Genomic DNA, 14,423 nt, shown 5'->3' with positions numbered 1-14,423 from the left:
TGAATAATCACGATGCATTCAACGCCACGGCATGACGTAGTCGTGCTGCTGTCCAGTTATGGCATCATGTGACGATCGTTTTTCCGCGTCATTATTGTTAGTATCATCCACATCTGTCATGAAGGATTTCCATGGTTACCTGCTATTTGCGCTACATCATCGATCCATACAAACTCAATGAATTCGAGCATTACGGAAGAATCTGGATTCCGCTGGTCGAGAAATTCGGCGGACAACACCATGGATATTTTCTCCCTTCAGAGGGAATCAATAACGTAGCGCTCGCGATGTTCACGTTTCCCTCGCTCGCGGCGTATGAAGAGTACAGGATAAAATCAATGCAGGACCCGGCCTGCCAGGCCGCATTCAAGTATGCCGAGGACACGCGTTGCATCATCAGCTACGAGCGCAGTTTCTTCCGTCCTGTGTTCAAGTAAAGCGCTCTCCATATAAAGCCTACAATTAACTTGCGTGTATTTCGACGCGTTAAAAAGGGGCAATATCATGAGCACAATCAATCTGACCTGGACAGTCGTCAGCGATCCCGATTCTTTCGTAGCATTCCAATATTACGTAAAAGCCGGAGAGGTGTTTGACGCTCATGATTACGCAGTGACCTACAGGCTAGATCGCGCCGACCTCGATGCCGACGACCTGCGCGCCACGCAAGATGCTGCCGCAAAGCTCAACGCCGGGGAATGCCTGATGGTTTCTCATTCGATTGCGACATAACCGTTAGATGCAACAGTTAAATGCGCTAGACTCGCGCTTATAACGACGTCCTGCCGCTCCCTACCGTTGATTGACGGTAAGACTCTCGACGACCCTGTTGAATTTCGCAGTCAGGAAATCGGCAATGCGGTTCTGCGTTGCTTCGAGATAGGGAATGTTGTGGTGATCCGAGTCCGGGATGGTTTCGTCCTGCGGCGCGTTTGCCAACTTGGTCACCAGCATGTCGGTATGCGAGGCCGGCACCACGTCGTCAGATGCAGCGCGAATGATAAACGTCGGCGCGGACAACAAAGGTGCATGCTTGACTGAATCGAAGCGATGCTTGAGGACGAAGGCCGGCACGGACGGGAAGCGGCGTTTTGCCAGCGCCAGCAGCGAGTCATAAGGCGTAATCAACACCACCGCCGCGACCGGCCGGCGCGCTGCGACCTGTACCGCCACACCAGAGCCAAGACTGCGCCCGACCACGGCGATTTGCCCGGCGTTGATATGGCGATGCTCGGCAAACCAGTCGAACAGCATCTCGGCGTCTTCTATCATTTTCAACTCACCGGGAATACCCTCTGAATCCCCGTAGCCGCGATAGTTGATGGCAAGCACTGTCATATTGGGGAACATGCGCCAAGCATCGCGCGCCACCCACGAGACTTCCTCTGAGCGGCCGCCGAAATACACCACAGCTGGATGCGGACCGGGCACGCGCGGCGTCAGCAACCATCCTGAGAGCCGGGTACCGTCGGTGCTGCGCAACACGACAAGCCGAGACCTGTGCCCGATGCTATGGGGATGCTCGACTTCCTTGGTGCGGACCGGTTTGAAAATCAGTTTGCGCTGGCTAACCGCGACTGCGGTGGTAAAAATCAGCCACCCGAGGGCGACGATGCCGCCCATCCCGGTCACTTTTTTATATTTGATGCGTGCCATAACGCGAGTGCAACCGCACGGGGCACTACCCTATGCTGCGCACACCCCCCTTACTATTTATTGTAATCCTTCAATTAATTGTCGTCTCTATCATTTTGTAGTCAAGGATGCGATGCGTCAAATTAACCACAATCTGTGTGGTTAATTTGTGCGGTTCCCGTGAAATGCGAATGTCCAAACTGATGCATCGGTGATTATTCACCAGCGTCATCGATGCGTCGCAGAAATAGATATTCGATTGCGATTCTTCACATCTCATATTGCCGGATTCAAACTCGCCCGCAGCAGGAAGTTCAACTTGAATATGGCGCAAACATATCCTATTGTGGCTTGGCGGTACAACGATTAAACATCGCAAATCTGCGAGAAAATTCAAAGTGAAATAATGATGGATGCCAACGAATGTATCGATGACCTTTCACTTTTATTTTCGCTCATCACTCCGGTACCTGGCTGGCACGGATCCACTAGTGAACGATAAATAATTCAAGCAGATCAGCATTCTTCCAGCCTCGAAAAAAATCCTTTCAACTGTCACGCAGTCAACCAGTGGGCCAGCATGAATTGGCTTCCGGAAAATCATTTCCCTGCGCATTGAGGTATAGGTCTTCTTACCCACAAGGAAGAATGTACCAGCCTCTTCTAGCTGTCTGGCAGACGCCGTCAGAATGACATTCCAAAAACTACTTTGGCCGATACCGGGCCATCACTCTTGAGAAACAAAAATTCTTGAGGAAGAAAATATCCAATGTTCTCTCGGTTCGGCGCCAGGAGAACCACGCTCTTGACGTATGTGATGCATTTTATATTTGGCGAAAACAGAAAGGATGTCCATCATGAAAAACCTTGTCTTAATTTCGGTTGCAAGCCTGTTCGCATTGGCAGCCTCGGCACAAACAGCGACAGACAACCAGACTGTGAATGTCACTGGTCCGACACTCCGAATTGATCTTCCCAGCCAGTACCATCGAATGCACCCGGATGAATTCTATGACTATATTCGGTCGTACAGTCTTTCAAACGGCGCGACACTTGCCGTGTTCTACCGAGGGCGGCAGATGTATGCGGAAGTGGGAGATCTGGGACGGCACGAAATTGTCGCCGCAGCACCAAATGTTTTCGTTGCACTGGACAAGCAATTGAAGATGACGATCAATCTTCGCGGGGATACCGATGCGAGCGGAGAGCTGATCATGGTCGTTCCGCGCAAGCAACTTGCGAACGGTAGTTTGGTCGGCGGACAACGATTGGTCGCTTCGTTCCGCTAGATAGACATCACCGGCAAGGGATTCACCACGAGCTGCGAACAGGATCTGATCCTCAAAAAGCACTCCCGCTTACATGACAGTGAATCCCGAATCTACCGATCATTCGACTGGAGACGATTCCTTCGAATCAGGCCAAAGCCAATTTCAGCTATAGCATCAAGTCATCATAGGGTTACTGGTGTGCGGCTGTCGGCAAGTCAAGTTGTTCCAGCGATATGCGCTTGTTTTCATCCGATTGCCACACGACGTTGGCATCCACGGCATATAGCCAGCATGGCGCCTTGGCCTGCGAGTGACACTCGGAGAGCGCCTTGCGCATAGCCATTGGATCATTGCTTAACCAGCTCCAGCCGCCATTTGAACTAACGGCGAATGCCTTGGGCGGCAGTGCCGACAAATAGACCATATATCTTGCGCGCGCTCGTGCTCCGACAAACGGAATAGCATCGGGATCGTGAATATCTGCAAACGACGACGGTGCAGGAACAAAGTCCGATTGCTGTGTGGAGCCTGATGAAGCAGAGGTGCTTACGCCCTTTTGAGAAGCCTGAGGGGTTCCGGAATTCCCCGCCGAAAATATTTCACTCAATCGGTCAAGAATCACATTCTCCCAATTGGTGGCGAACACTGTCGTTGCCAACGCCCTCTTCGACACCACCTCCACTTTCGTCTTGTCGCCGGCCCCGGCTGGCTCAATAAACATGGCAACGTTTTCGCCGTAGCTGAATGCAGAAATTCCCCGTTGCGCAAGAGCGTAACCATCATTTCTGTTATCCCCCACATAATCAAGACCAACCTCCTTGACTGCTCTTGGCAAAACTGCCCAAACTGCACCCTGCTTCACGTCGTACACCCGCGCGGCGCCAGTCCCTTTTGCAGATCTGGCATCTGACAAAGTGGTACATCCCGTCACAGCCAGCGTTCCCAGAATGATGAACAGCAGCGCAATTTTTCTCAAAGTTACTCCCCGATTTTATGAAATCACGTCGACCCGGGAGCATTCTAATGCTTGACGGAAAATCTTGGCGCAATACAAGAAGGCAGCAGTGATTATTAGCCCCACCCCAAATCAGGCAGCTCCAGAAAACAATTAGGTTAGTGCCAAATGACAGGTAGCTAAATTGACCAGAAAACCTACAATGGAAATTGCCTTTACGGCAGCAAATCAAAATCTTTGGTGGAGATGTTACGAAAATTTCTGAGGAGAAATCATGCGAATGCTATTGAATATCAAACTCCCTAACGCTGAGTTCAACGCTGCTGTCAGGGACGGCTCCGTTGGCAAGAAAATGAGCCAGATCATGGATGAGTTAAAACCGGAAGCGGCTTACTTCACCGAACAGGATGGACAACGTTCAGGCCTCTTGATCGTCGACATCGATGACCCGGCGAAAGTTCCTACGCTTGCCGAACCATGGTTTCTAATCTTTAATGCCAACGTGGAATTAAGAATACTCATGACGCCGGAGGATTTGAAAAGAGCCGGGCTTGAAGAGTTGGGCAAGAAATGGTCGATGTAGCGTTTGGAGGCGACTCTGATGCTGAATAGCGAATCGCGGAACAAAAGAAAAAGGCCCACATCATTGTGGGCCTTTTAGATTGTGGGTTTTGGCTTACAGCATTAAGCATGCGGCTAGTGCTGCAACTTAGCACGAAACAGAATATCTCTAAGAATGTGGTCATCGTCGAAAGCGATTTTTAACGCATAGCCTAACACCGTCAAATTCATTTTTGTTCCGTACGTTGCAAAATGACCGGCGTCGGAATCGAACGTGAATTCGTTCGCTAATTGATGAAATTGTTCCTTAACGATTGCTTGCGCAACTGAGTTCCAGTCGCAACCGTTACCGACCCAACCTTCCTTCGCTCGTTCCTTAAATATGGGCGCCTTAGCTTCAAAATCAGGGGCGAACAAGACTAAAGCCGTGCAATTACCTTCAATAAGTACAAATGGCCAAAACGTTGTAATGTCAGCGGACTCTTTTTCTTTTTGTTGTGGACAAAATCTTGCTGACTCTTGGGCCAGATTGGCTATTGAGTCGATCTTCATTGAATACCTCCACTGGACGCAGCTATCCGGCCCGTCCTTTGCTCAGCTTCAACACCACGGATCAGGCATTGATTCGTGATGCTTTGTTACGCCATATTGTCAATGACTTGTAGGTATTGAACTCCTGGACGTATAGCCGATGTTTTACTTCGCCAAGTTAATGAATGGCAACCAGTGAAGCTGCATATTCCAAAGGCTTTTTGTATTCCGGCAGGCTGTAATGCGCGTCATTGCCCATTTTGGTTAGCCGGCTTTTGAAGGCCAAGAGATTCGCCGTCGCATCGGATCGCTGACGAAGGAGGAAATAACATGCTTCGCTGATGACAGATTTAATGGGTGAGTCAACATTTTGTCCGTACAGGGCAAGGACTGCCAGTGCTTGAATTTTATTGACGTATTCGCTAATCATTTCTTCTTCGATATGCACGTCCATAGCGAACTCCCAAGGCCGAAACAATAGATAAAATGACATTAATTCATCTTAGTAATCGGAATGAAATTTGTCCATGGTTCTGATCGGCTCTAGCAAAATTTATAAATACCATATGGCAATGCACGTCAATTCTCTAGCGACATCGCTTGACCCCGCGAGCGTGCAAAATGCGGAACCGAAATTGGCATTCAAAAAAACGCATTAATTTTTGTGGCGTTATATCCAGGCATTTTTTAGAAGAGCTGCGTCACCGCGTCCGCCTCCCAGTTGGTAACGAATGACGCTCAGTGCAATGAGTATCCGCCCTGGGCGCCATCACGTAATTTCCACACGGAAATTAAATTATTTGCGGAAACGGCAACCGGGATACTGTCATTGTTGATAGGTTGCAACTAATTTTTGGAGACCTACACTTACTTGGTCGGACACGGCACTTACTTGAGCGCCAAGCCACCGACTTAACCACTACACCAAAGGAAACTATCATGACGTCAAATTTGTCTCCGATTCATTCCGGCGAATCGCGAGTAATCGCGTCGGAAAACCAGGTGAAAGACGCGTTGGAGGTCAACTGGGCACAGTACGACGGTGAACGTGTCATCGCCAGCAACGGTGGTGCGATTTATCTGGTCAAAAATGGTCAACTCCAGTGGATCCCCGATCCTGCTACTTATAATAATTTATTCGTATCTTGGAACGGTGTCGTCGTTAGCGACTATCTGATAAACAGCATTCCTCACGGTCCCGCACTGGCTACGGGCGCCATACTGGCCAAAGGGGGTTCTGCCACGGTGTATTTGATTACCAATAATCAAAAGCAGGGGATACCGGACATGGCGACTTTCAACAAGTTCTATTTCAATTCGAAGACGATCGTTACTCTTCCGCAGATCGTTGTCGATTACTTGCCCACTGGGCCAAACGTCGGCTAATCAACATGCAGAATTAATAGCGGTGCGCGACCTCCCTCCGAAGGTCACGTATACCGACGCATTGTCGTGCCAAGCGACACTGAACCGAGAAGCAAAAAAAGCCCGCATTCGCGTACATGATTTCTAACGCTGCGTTTGAGATGACCTGCGTGAAAGGCGGCCCAGCATCTACTGCATGTTGACCGGCAGCTTTCTTGGCCTCGAAGGGCCACAAAGGGTCGGCAGCTGTCTTGGGTGCGCATGCGCTTTAGAACTTGTTCCGCAAAAAAATGCGATTGCGGAACAAAAAAGAAAAGGCCCACCGAAAGGTGGGCCTTTTAAATATTGGTGCTGGCTGCAGGACTTGAACCCGCCACCCCCTGATTACAAGTCAGGTGCTCTACCAGATGAGCTAAGCCAGCTAAACTGCGAAGTCCGCAATTATACCTATTTAATTCGAGTTAGGGTAGGTCTTCCACCTTTTTTTGGTGGTTCTGGATCTTTTTCTGGATCCGTATCGGACAAACCCTGTTTTGCATCGGTGGTTGACGATGGTACTGAGGACAAAATCGGCGTAATCGTGGCAGTTTGCTCGGTGTCTGGCTCTTGCTCCGCGGTTACTTCGATATCCGATTCAGCAGCCGGAACCGACGCTTCGAATGCCATGCCCTGGCCGTTTTCACGCGCATAAATCGCGATGACGTTTTCTACCGGCACGGAAATCTCGCGCGATACACCGCCAAAACGTGCATTGAAATTAACGAATTCGTTGTCCATTTTCAAACCGCTGGTAGCTTCGAAACTGACGTTCAATACGATTTCGCCATTCTTCACGAATTGCATCGGCACCCGCGTGTGCGCATCTACCCTGGCCGCCAGATACGGGGTGTAGCCATTGTCGGTGCACCATTCATAAATGGCGCGCAACAAATACGGTTTGGTAGAGGTTTCTGACATGGGAAGCAATGGTACAAAAGGTACAAAATTTAAGCATGGGCCGGCGCGCACCGCCTAAACCAAGGCGGGAGCACACCGGTTATCTACACGATCTTAACGACGCATGACCTTTTCGGACGGCGTCAGCGCTTCGATGTAGGCCGGGCGCGAGAATATACGCTCAGCATACTTCATCAGCGGCGCAGCCGTCTTCGACAGCTCGATACCGTAGTGATCCAGGCGCCACAGCAATGGCGCGATGGCTACGTCCAGCATCGAGAACTCGTCGCCCAGCATGTATTTGTTCTTGAGGAACAAAGGCGCCAGCGTAGTCAGGCGATCGCGGATTTCATTGCGTGCCTTTTCGTGGCTCTTTTCTGCGGCTTTGGCTTTCTCGTTCTCCAGCGTGTGCACGTGGATGAACAATTCTTTCTCAAAGTTGAACAGCATCAGCCGCGCACGGGCGCGCATCAGCGGATCGGCCGGCATCAGTTGCGGATGCGGGAAACGTTCGTCGATGTATTCGTTGATGATATTGGATTCGTACAGAATCAGGTCGCGCTCGACCAGGATCGGCACTTGACCATAAGGATTCATGGTCGAGATGTCTTCCGGCTTGTTGAACAAGTCGACATCGCGAATTTCAAAGTCCATGCCCTTCTCGAACAGAACGAGACGGCAGCGTTGTGAAAATGGGCAGGTTGTACCCGAATAGAGAACCATCATTTTTATAGTTCCTTAGAAACAAAAGGGTGAGACCCGATACGGCTCACCCCAAAACGCATACCCGCAAAATCGCGGGTATGAAAATTACTTGACGTCTTTCCAGTATGACGCGTTGAGACGCCATGCCAGAACGAAGAACATGCCGAGGAACAGCAGGACCCAGACGCCGAGGCGCTTGCGGGTATTCTGAGCAGGCTCGCCCATCCATGCAAGATAGGACACCAGATCGGCAACGGCAACATCGTATTGGACCTTGTTCATCTTGCCCGGCTTGACTTGCTCGAAACCGACAAACTTGTGTTCGGTCTTGCCCTCTTCGTGCGGATCTTTCACGTCTTCGTATTTGGCAGTACGAATCCCTTCAAGTTCCCACAATACGTGCGGCATGCCGACGTTAGGGAAGACCATGTTGTTCCAGCCGGTTGGACGGCTGTCATCTTTGTAGAAAGTACGCAGATAGGTGTACAGCCAGTCCGGGCCGCTGCCGGCGCCGGATGCCTTGGCGCGGGCAATGACGGACAGGTCTGGCGGCGTCGCCCCGAACCACTCTTTGCCGTCTTTCGGCGACATGGCGATAGTCATCAGGCCACCCACTTTATCGGTGGTGAACAACAAGTTGTTCTTGATCTGGTCTTCAGTCAGGCCGATATCGCGCAAACGGTTGTAACGCATGGACGATGCGGAATGGCAGTTCAGGCAGTAGTTCACAAACAGCTTGGCGCCGCTTTGCAGCGCCGACAGGTTGTTGCCCTGCTCTGGCGCGGTATCCAGCGGGTAGCCGCCCTCTTCGGCAAAAGCAAGCGCGGGAAGCAGCACCAGGGTCGCTATTAATCTTTTTAGCAATGTCATGTCTCTTATCCTCAGGCTTAGTGCGGGTGCTTAGTGCGGATGATATACAACACGGTCCGGCACCGGCTTGAATGTACCTGCAGCGCTCCACCATGGCATCAACAGGAAGAAGCCGAAGTAGATAAAGGTGCAGACCTTCGACACGTAGCCGCCGATTGCCGATGGCGGTTGCACGCCAAGGTAGCCGAGCACCACGAAGGTAATCGCAAACAGGATGTAGATATATTTGTGCCAGCTCGGACGATAGCGGATCGACTTGACCTTGGAGTGATCCAGCCAAGGCAAGCCGGCCAGGATCATGACCGAAACACCCATCAGCACGACACCGAAGAACTTGGCGTCGAACACGAACATGGCGCCGATGATGGCCAGGCCGATGACAGTGGCGGCGACCTTGATCATGCCGCTCAGGCTGGACTTGAGCCACAGCAGCGCAACGAAGGCGGCGACGCCTGCTTGCAGGTAGACGATGAAGTCCGAAGTAACCGCACGCAAGATCGAATAGTACGGTGTGAAATACCAGACCGGTGCGATATGCGGTGGCGTCTTCAGCGAATCGGCCGGGACGAAGTTGTTGTACTCGAGGAAGTAGCCGCCCATTTCAGGGCCGAAGAACACCACGGCGCTGAACACGATCAGGAACACGGCAACCGCCATCACGTCATGCACCGAGTAGTAAGGGTGGAACGGTACGCCATCCAGCGGTACGCCTTTAGAATCAAGGTTGTCCTTGATTTCAATGCCGTCAGGATTGTTGGAGCCGACTTCGTGCAAGGCGATGATGTGCGCTACCACCAGGCCGATCAGGACCAGCGGAATCGCGATCACGTGGAACGAGAAGAAGCGGTTCAGGGTTGCATCGGAGACCACGTAGTCACCGCGAATCCACAGCGACAGATCAGGGCCGATGAAAGGAATCGCACCGAACAGGTTGACGATAACCTGCGCCCCCCAATACGACATCTGGCCCCATGGCAGCAGATAGCCCATGAACGCTTCACCCATCAGGCACAGGAAAATGCCGACGCCGAACAGCCATACCAGCTCACGCGGTTTGCGGTACGAACCGTACAGCAGGCCGCGCACCATGTGCAGGTAGACCACGATGAAGAAGGCCGAAGCACCGGTCGAGTGCATGTAGCGCACCAGCCAGCCCCAAGGCACATCGCGCATGATGTATTCGACCGAGGCAAACGCCAGGGCGGCATCAGGCTTGTAATGCATGACCAGGAAAATCCCGGTGACGATCTGTATCACCAGCACCAACAGCGCCAGCGAACCGAAGGCATACCAGAAGTTGAAATTCTTCGGTGCGTAATATTCGGACAGATGGGCTTTCCAGGTGGATGTCAGCGGGAAACGCGCATCAACCCAGTTCAAGGCCTTGTCGGCGATGGGAGCATCGGCCGGCAGCTGTTTTTCGTGGAATGCCATGGTTAAGCCTCACCTTTCTCGTCTTTACCAATAACGATCTTGGTATCGGACAGGTACATATAGCGTGGCACGTCGAGATTGTTTGGCGCCGGCTTGTTTTTGAAAACACGGCCTGCCAGGTCGAATGTCGAACCGTGGCAAGGACAGAGGAAACCGCCTTGCCAGTCCTCCGGCAATGAAGCCTGCGCGCCTGGAGTAAATTTTGACGATGGCGAGCAACCCAGATGCGGGCAAATACCAACCAGCACCAAGGTTTCTTCATGGCCGACGTGGCCGCGATTGTTCGCCTTGTTCTTGCAGTAGTCAGGCAAGTCCATGGTGTAGGGCTTGAGTGACTCGGGGTCGGCAACTTCAGAGGCGGTATGTTCCAGCCCCTTCATTTGTTCCGGCGTGCGCTTCATGATCCAGACTGGCTTACCGCGCCATTCGAAGACTTGCATTTCGCCCGGCTTGATGCCGGAAATATCCACTTCCACTGGTGCTCCTGCGGCTTTTGCGCGCTCGGACGGCTGGAAGGTGGACACAAAGGCCCCTGCCGTAGCTAAACCAGCCACGCCCCCCGCCGCACATGTAGCCACGAGCAAACCACGTCGACCGGAATCGACCTGCTTTTCGATACTCATACCAACCCCAATCAGTCAAAATACGAAACTTGCACGGAACTTCTAGCAACCCTAGATTATATCGAAGCTAAAGCCTGTTTTAAAGGAAATACATGCAGCGATGCACAAAATCAACTAATTCCGTTCAAACTGCTGCTAAATCTGGCACAATTCCCTTAAGAGACGTGTTCTTGCACCGCAGCAAGTTTCAGCAAGGACGGAAAATGACAAGATTTGACAACTTTGTCCTTTTAATCGGCTCGCGTTCGCAGTATCTTCCCATCTATCAACATTGATTTGGAGAATTAACACTATGAGCATGATGGAAGAATTCAAGACCTTTGCACTCAAAGGCAACGTGATGGACTTGGCGGTCGGTGTGATCATCGGCGGTGCATTCGGCAAAATTGTCGACTCTTTGGTGCAGGACATCATCATGCCGGTCGTCGGCAAGATTTTTGGCGGCCTTGATTTTGCCAATTACTACTTCGGGTTGAATGGCCAGGCTGCTGGACTGACGCTGGCGGAAGCAAAAAAAGCCGGCGCTGTGTTGGCATACGGTAATTTCATCACGATCGCGCTGAATTTCATCATCCTGGCGTTCGTGATTTTCCAGATGGTCCGCATCATCAACAAGTTGCGAAATGCAGCTCCACCGCCACCTGCTGCCGATCCGGAAAACATAGTGCTGCTGCGCGAAATTCGCGACTCGCTGAAGAAATAACATCAGCCTGCCGATTCCTCCTTAAAAGCCCGCTCGCATAGCGGGCTTTTTTGTGAGATGGGCACTTCGGCTATCGCGGTAACGCGTGGGCATCTGTACTCACCCTACTGTTCTTGGACAGCGCCCCGCTCGGAGTTGCGCCATAAGTTCCCATGCGTTAATCTGCGAAATGATCGGCTTGGTTCCACAACAATAAAATCTGCGCGCGATGGAATAACGACAGCGTCCAAGGTGTGCATAAAGGAAGTCAATTGCCCTCTACAGACTTGCAACCGGAACAACTGAAAATCTGGCTTGCTGCAGTCGTTCGGAAAGACGCCGTCGCCTTTCGTGCTCTCTATGACGCGACATCATCGAAACTGTTTGGCTTCGCCCTGCGTATACTAGTTAAGCGAGAGTGGGCGGAAGAAGTCCTGCAGGAAAGTTTCGTCAATATCTGGAACAACGCCGACAGCTACCAGGCCAGCCTGGCGGCGCCGATGACCTGGATGACCACTATCGTACGGAACAAGGCATTCGATTTTTTACGGCGCACGGATAGCACCGTCGAGATCGACGCAGACACATTCGACAAGGAAGTCATGAACGCAATGGAGAACGCCGGCCCGACACCGTTGGAAGCGCTGCAACTGACCGATGATGCAAAGGCGCTGGCGACATGCCTGGCCCGCCTGGAAGCCATGCACCGGCAGGCTATTGCCTTATCGTTTTATCATGATCTCTCGCATAGCGAAGTCGCAGCCCAAATGCAATTGCCGATCGGCACCGTGAAGACCTGGATCCGGCGCGGACTGGAGCGTCTGAAAATTTGTCTCGGCAAGCTCGGGAGCGTCTGATGGAAATTCATCGCAACCCAGCCTTGGTGGATAAACTGGCAGCCGAATACGTGCTCGGCACCTTGCGCGGCGGCGCCCGCCGTCGCTTTGAAAACTCACTGCGCCGTCACGTCGAACTACGGCTGGCCGTCGCCGAGTGGCAGGATCGCCTGCATCCGATGGCGCAACTGGCGCCGGCCGCACAGCCGTCAGCTGAGGTCTGGCCGGCCATCGAAGCCCAGCTCGGCTTGCAAAGCAATCCACGGCAGCGCAAACGCTCAATCTGGTTTGAATTGCGCGAAGACCTGAGTTTCTGGCGCGGGCTTGGTTTGGTCTCGACCACCGCCGCCATCATATTGACCTCGCTGCTACTGTCCAGGCAGGAACTGCCGGTGCCGGCAGCGCCGGCCACTTCGTACATCGCCATGCTGAGTAACGACCAGGCTCAGCCGATTGCGGTAGTTACCGGCGATGCGCCAGGCGGCAAGTTGGTGGTCAAGTTGGTGACACCGCAGGCGATTGCTGCCGACAAAAGCCTGGAATTGTGGGCGGTACCGAAAGACGGGCCGCCACGCTCGCTAGGCTTGCTGGCGGCAGATGGCAGCATCACCCTGGCTTTGCCAGCCAACGCCACGCCGCAAACGATTCCGTTGCTGGCCGTGACGCTTGAACCGAAAGGCGGATCGCCGAACCCTAACGGCCCTACCGGTCCTATCGTGTTCAAGGGCGCCTGGGTTCAGATATAACGGCTGGCCTGGATAGAGAGAAGACGATGCGGCAATCGCCCATCGCCTTCAGGCTTTATCATCGCTCGCTATTGCCGATGGTGATAATCCGCATCAGGGATCGATACAGAAAAAAAGCCGTGCCGTGCCAGACCCGTGCGCGCCAGGACTGATTGGCGAATGCACTGGCTACCATCGGCGTGCCATCGGCGATTCCACTTTCAATCTGTTGCCGCAACGCGCGCGAAAACTCGGCGTCCCGGATCACCACGTTTGCCTCTTGGTTAACAAACAGGCTCAAGCCGTCAAAATTACTGGAGCCGACGGTGGCCCAGTCGTCATCGATCACCGCCACTTTTGCATGCAAGGCGGTTTTGCGGTATTCGACAATCTTGACGCCGGCCTTCAGCAGCTTCGGATAATAGGAATGGCTGACTGCATCCTGCAAACGAAACTGACCGACTCCCAGCAGCAAAGTGACATCGACGCCGCGCCGCGCCGCTGCTTCCAGGCCGCGCCGCAATTTCCGGCTAGGGGCAAAATACGGGCTGGTCAGCAAGGCGCTTTGCCGGGCATGGCCCAACGCCTGCAAATAAGCACGCTGGATAGTGCGGCGATTGCGCAGATTATCCCGCAGCACCAGCCCGGCCGCCGCCGGGCCATGTGCTGCGCCGTTGGTGATGACGCGGGTTCGCTTGAATTGCTTGAGGCGCGCCAACAACTTCATCTCGCCCAGACGCATCCATTGCGCCTCCAGCTCGCCATGAATCGTCTTCACCAGCGAGCCGCTGATACTCACCGCAAAATCCCAGCGCGGCGCCGGCAAGGGCGCGCGCTGGTCATCGTCGGAAACCATATCGTCGATGATATTCAAGCCGCCGACAAAACTGATCTGCCGGTCCACCACGCACATCTTGCGATGCATCCGCGCCACGCCACGCCGAAACCAGGGATTGAAGGCGCGGTACATCACGCCGCTGGTCAGGAATTCCTGCTGCAGCGACATCGAACGCCTTCGGCCAGTGCCCAGCCAATCGGCAATCACCCGGACTGCGACACCACGCCGCGCCGCGTTCGTTAGCGCCTGCTGTACCAGCAGCGCAGTTTCATCGGCGGCGAAAATATAGGTTTCGAGATAGATTTCGATGCGGGCGGCATCGATGGCGGCAATCAGCGCCGAAAAAAAAGCAGCGCCGTTGTGCAACAGCGTGATGTGGTTATCTGCGCTAAAGATTACCGCGCGCATATAACGAATAAAGGGAGAGATAAAGAAAAGAACAAAGGGGTGACGACA

General features: G+C 52.9%; 18 protein-coding genes and 1 tRNA gene. 8 read left to right on the top strand and 11 right to left on the bottom strand.

Annotated features, from left to right (window positions below):
- Positions 1 to 131 precede the first annotated feature (131 nt).
- Together BM029_RS19210 and BM029_RS19205 are read left to right on the top strand one after the other, a co-directional pair.
- A complete protein-coding gene (locus BM029_RS19210; RefSeq protein ID WP_092438766.1) occupies positions 132 to 437 on the top strand; it encodes an NIPSNAP family protein in 306 nt (101 codons plus the stop codon).
- A gap of 67 nt (positions 438 to 504) precedes the next feature.
- A complete protein-coding gene (locus BM029_RS19205) occupies positions 505 to 732 on the top strand; it encodes a hypothetical protein (RefSeq protein ID WP_092438764.1) in 228 nt (75 codons plus the stop codon).
- Positions 733 to 792: 60 nt separating this feature from the next.
- Here BM029_RS19205 and BM029_RS19200 read toward each other — a convergent pair whose 3' ends face one another.
- Positions 793 to 1,656, bottom strand: coding sequence for an alpha/beta hydrolase (locus tag BM029_RS19200; RefSeq protein ID WP_092438762.1), 864 nt, complete (start codon positions 1,654 to 1,656; stop codon positions 793 to 795).
- A gap of 836 nt (positions 1,657 to 2,492) precedes the next feature.
- Here BM029_RS19200 and BM029_RS19195 point away from each other — a divergent pair.
- Positions 2,493 to 2,924, top strand: coding sequence for a hypothetical protein (locus tag BM029_RS19195; RefSeq protein ID WP_139217290.1), 432 nt, complete (start codon positions 2,493 to 2,495; stop codon positions 2,922 to 2,924).
- Positions 2,925 to 3,096: 172 nt separating this feature from the next.
- Here BM029_RS19195 and BM029_RS19190 read toward each other — a convergent pair whose 3' ends face one another.
- Positions 3,097 to 3,882: a hypothetical protein gene (locus BM029_RS19190; RefSeq protein ID WP_092438758.1), complete on the bottom strand. Its 786-nt coding sequence runs from the start codon at positions 3,880 to 3,882 to the stop codon at positions 3,097 to 3,099.
- A 253-nt stretch (positions 3,883 to 4,135) separates the two neighbouring features.
- Between BM029_RS19190 and BM029_RS19185 the strand changes: the two genes are divergently transcribed.
- The gene (locus BM029_RS19185) at positions 4,136 to 4,444 is read left to right on the top strand and encodes a panthothenate synthetase (protein WP_092438756.1); all 309 of its coding nucleotides are present in this window, start codon (positions 4,136 to 4,138) and stop codon (positions 4,442 to 4,444) included.
- 113 nt (positions 4,445 to 4,557) lie between these two features.
- On the opposite strand, the gene BM029_RS19180 is transcribed toward BM029_RS19185, so the two are convergent.
- A complete protein-coding gene (locus tag BM029_RS19180; RefSeq protein WP_092438754.1) occupies positions 4,558 to 4,974 on the bottom strand; it encodes an Imm51 family immunity protein in 417 nt (138 codons plus the stop codon).
- A 157-nt stretch (positions 4,975 to 5,131) separates the two neighbouring features.
- On the bottom strand, positions 5,132 to 5,407 hold the full coding sequence (locus tag BM029_RS19175) for a hypothetical protein (protein ID WP_092438752.1): 276 nt from the start codon (positions 5,405 to 5,407) through the stop codon (positions 5,132 to 5,134).
- Between the two features lie 485 nt (positions 5,408 to 5,892).
- On the opposite strand from BM029_RS19175, the gene BM029_RS19170 reads away from it, so the two are divergent.
- Positions 5,893 to 6,339: a hypothetical protein gene (locus BM029_RS19170; protein ID WP_092438749.1), complete on the top strand. Its 447-nt coding sequence runs from the start codon at positions 5,893 to 5,895 to the stop codon at positions 6,337 to 6,339.
- 325 nt (positions 6,340 to 6,664) lie between these two features.
- On the opposite strand, the gene BM029_RS19165 is transcribed toward BM029_RS19170, so the two are convergent.
- The 6 genes from BM029_RS19165 to petA all read right to left on the bottom strand — a co-directional run bounded on the left by BM029_RS19165 (position 6,665) and on the right by petA (position 10,886).
- Positions 6,665 to 6,740: transfer RNA gene (locus BM029_RS19165), tRNA-Thr, on the bottom strand.
- A 25-nt stretch (positions 6,741 to 6,765) separates the two neighbouring features.
- Complete coding sequence (locus tag BM029_RS19160; RefSeq protein ID WP_092438747.1) at positions 6,766 to 7,275, bottom strand: ClpXP protease specificity-enhancing factor; 510 nt, start codon at positions 7,273 to 7,275, stop codon at positions 6,766 to 6,768.
- Between the two features lie 93 nt (positions 7,276 to 7,368).
- Positions 7,369 to 7,980: a glutathione S-transferase N-terminal domain-containing protein gene (locus BM029_RS19155; RefSeq protein WP_092417069.1), complete on the bottom strand. Its 612-nt coding sequence runs from the start codon at positions 7,978 to 7,980 to the stop codon at positions 7,369 to 7,371.
- An 84-nt stretch (positions 7,981 to 8,064) separates the two neighbouring features.
- Positions 8,065 to 8,829, bottom strand: coding sequence for a cytochrome c1 (locus BM029_RS19150; RefSeq protein ID WP_092438745.1), 765 nt, complete (start codon positions 8,827 to 8,829; stop codon positions 8,065 to 8,067).
- 30 nt (positions 8,830 to 8,859) lie between these two features.
- Positions 8,860 to 10,263, bottom strand: coding sequence for a cytochrome b (locus BM029_RS19145; RefSeq protein ID WP_092417071.1), 1,404 nt, complete (start codon positions 10,261 to 10,263; stop codon positions 8,860 to 8,862).
- 2 nt (positions 10,264 to 10,265) lie between these two features.
- Positions 10,266 to 10,886 (bottom strand): ubiquinol-cytochrome c reductase iron-sulfur subunit, encoded by a 621-nt coding sequence (petA, locus tag BM029_RS19140; RefSeq protein ID WP_092438743.1) that lies wholly within the window; start codon positions 10,884 to 10,886, stop codon positions 10,266 to 10,268.
- A gap of 292 nt (positions 10,887 to 11,178) precedes the next feature.
- On the opposite strand from petA, the gene mscL reads away from it, so the two are divergent.
- The 3 genes from mscL (at position 11,179) to BM029_RS19125 (ending at position 13,150) form a co-directional block, all read left to right on the top strand.
- Positions 11,179 to 11,589 carry a large conductance mechanosensitive channel protein MscL gene (gene mscL / locus BM029_RS19135; RefSeq protein WP_092438741.1) on the top strand — a complete coding sequence of 137 codons (411 nt, stop codon included), beginning with the start codon at positions 11,179 to 11,181 and terminating at the stop codon, positions 11,587 to 11,589.
- Between the two features lie 251 nt (positions 11,590 to 11,840).
- Positions 11,841 to 12,425, top strand: coding sequence for an RNA polymerase sigma factor (locus BM029_RS19130; protein WP_092438739.1), 585 nt, complete (start codon positions 11,841 to 11,843; stop codon positions 12,423 to 12,425).
- Positions 12,425 to 13,150, top strand: a complete 726-nt coding sequence (locus BM029_RS19125) for an anti-sigma factor (protein WP_092438737.1) — start codon at positions 12,425 to 12,427, stop codon at positions 13,148 to 13,150. The genes BM029_RS19130 and BM029_RS19125 overlap by 1 nt, the downstream gene beginning before the upstream one ends.
- 58 nt (positions 13,151 to 13,208) lie before the next feature.
- Here the strand turns inward: BM029_RS19125 and BM029_RS19120 are convergent, their stop codons facing one another.
- Positions 13,209 to 14,375 (bottom strand): phospholipase D-like domain-containing protein, encoded by a 1,167-nt coding sequence (locus BM029_RS19120; RefSeq protein WP_092438735.1) that lies wholly within the window; start codon positions 14,373 to 14,375, stop codon positions 13,209 to 13,211.
- Positions 14,376 to 14,423: the final 48 nt, after the last annotated feature.

The sequence above is a fragment of the Collimonas sp. OK607 genome, assembly GCF_900111995.1.
Lineage (GTDB): Bacteria > Pseudomonadota > Gammaproteobacteria > Burkholderiales > Burkholderiaceae_D > Collimonas.
This window is presented reverse-complemented; position numbering and strand designations above follow the sequence as displayed.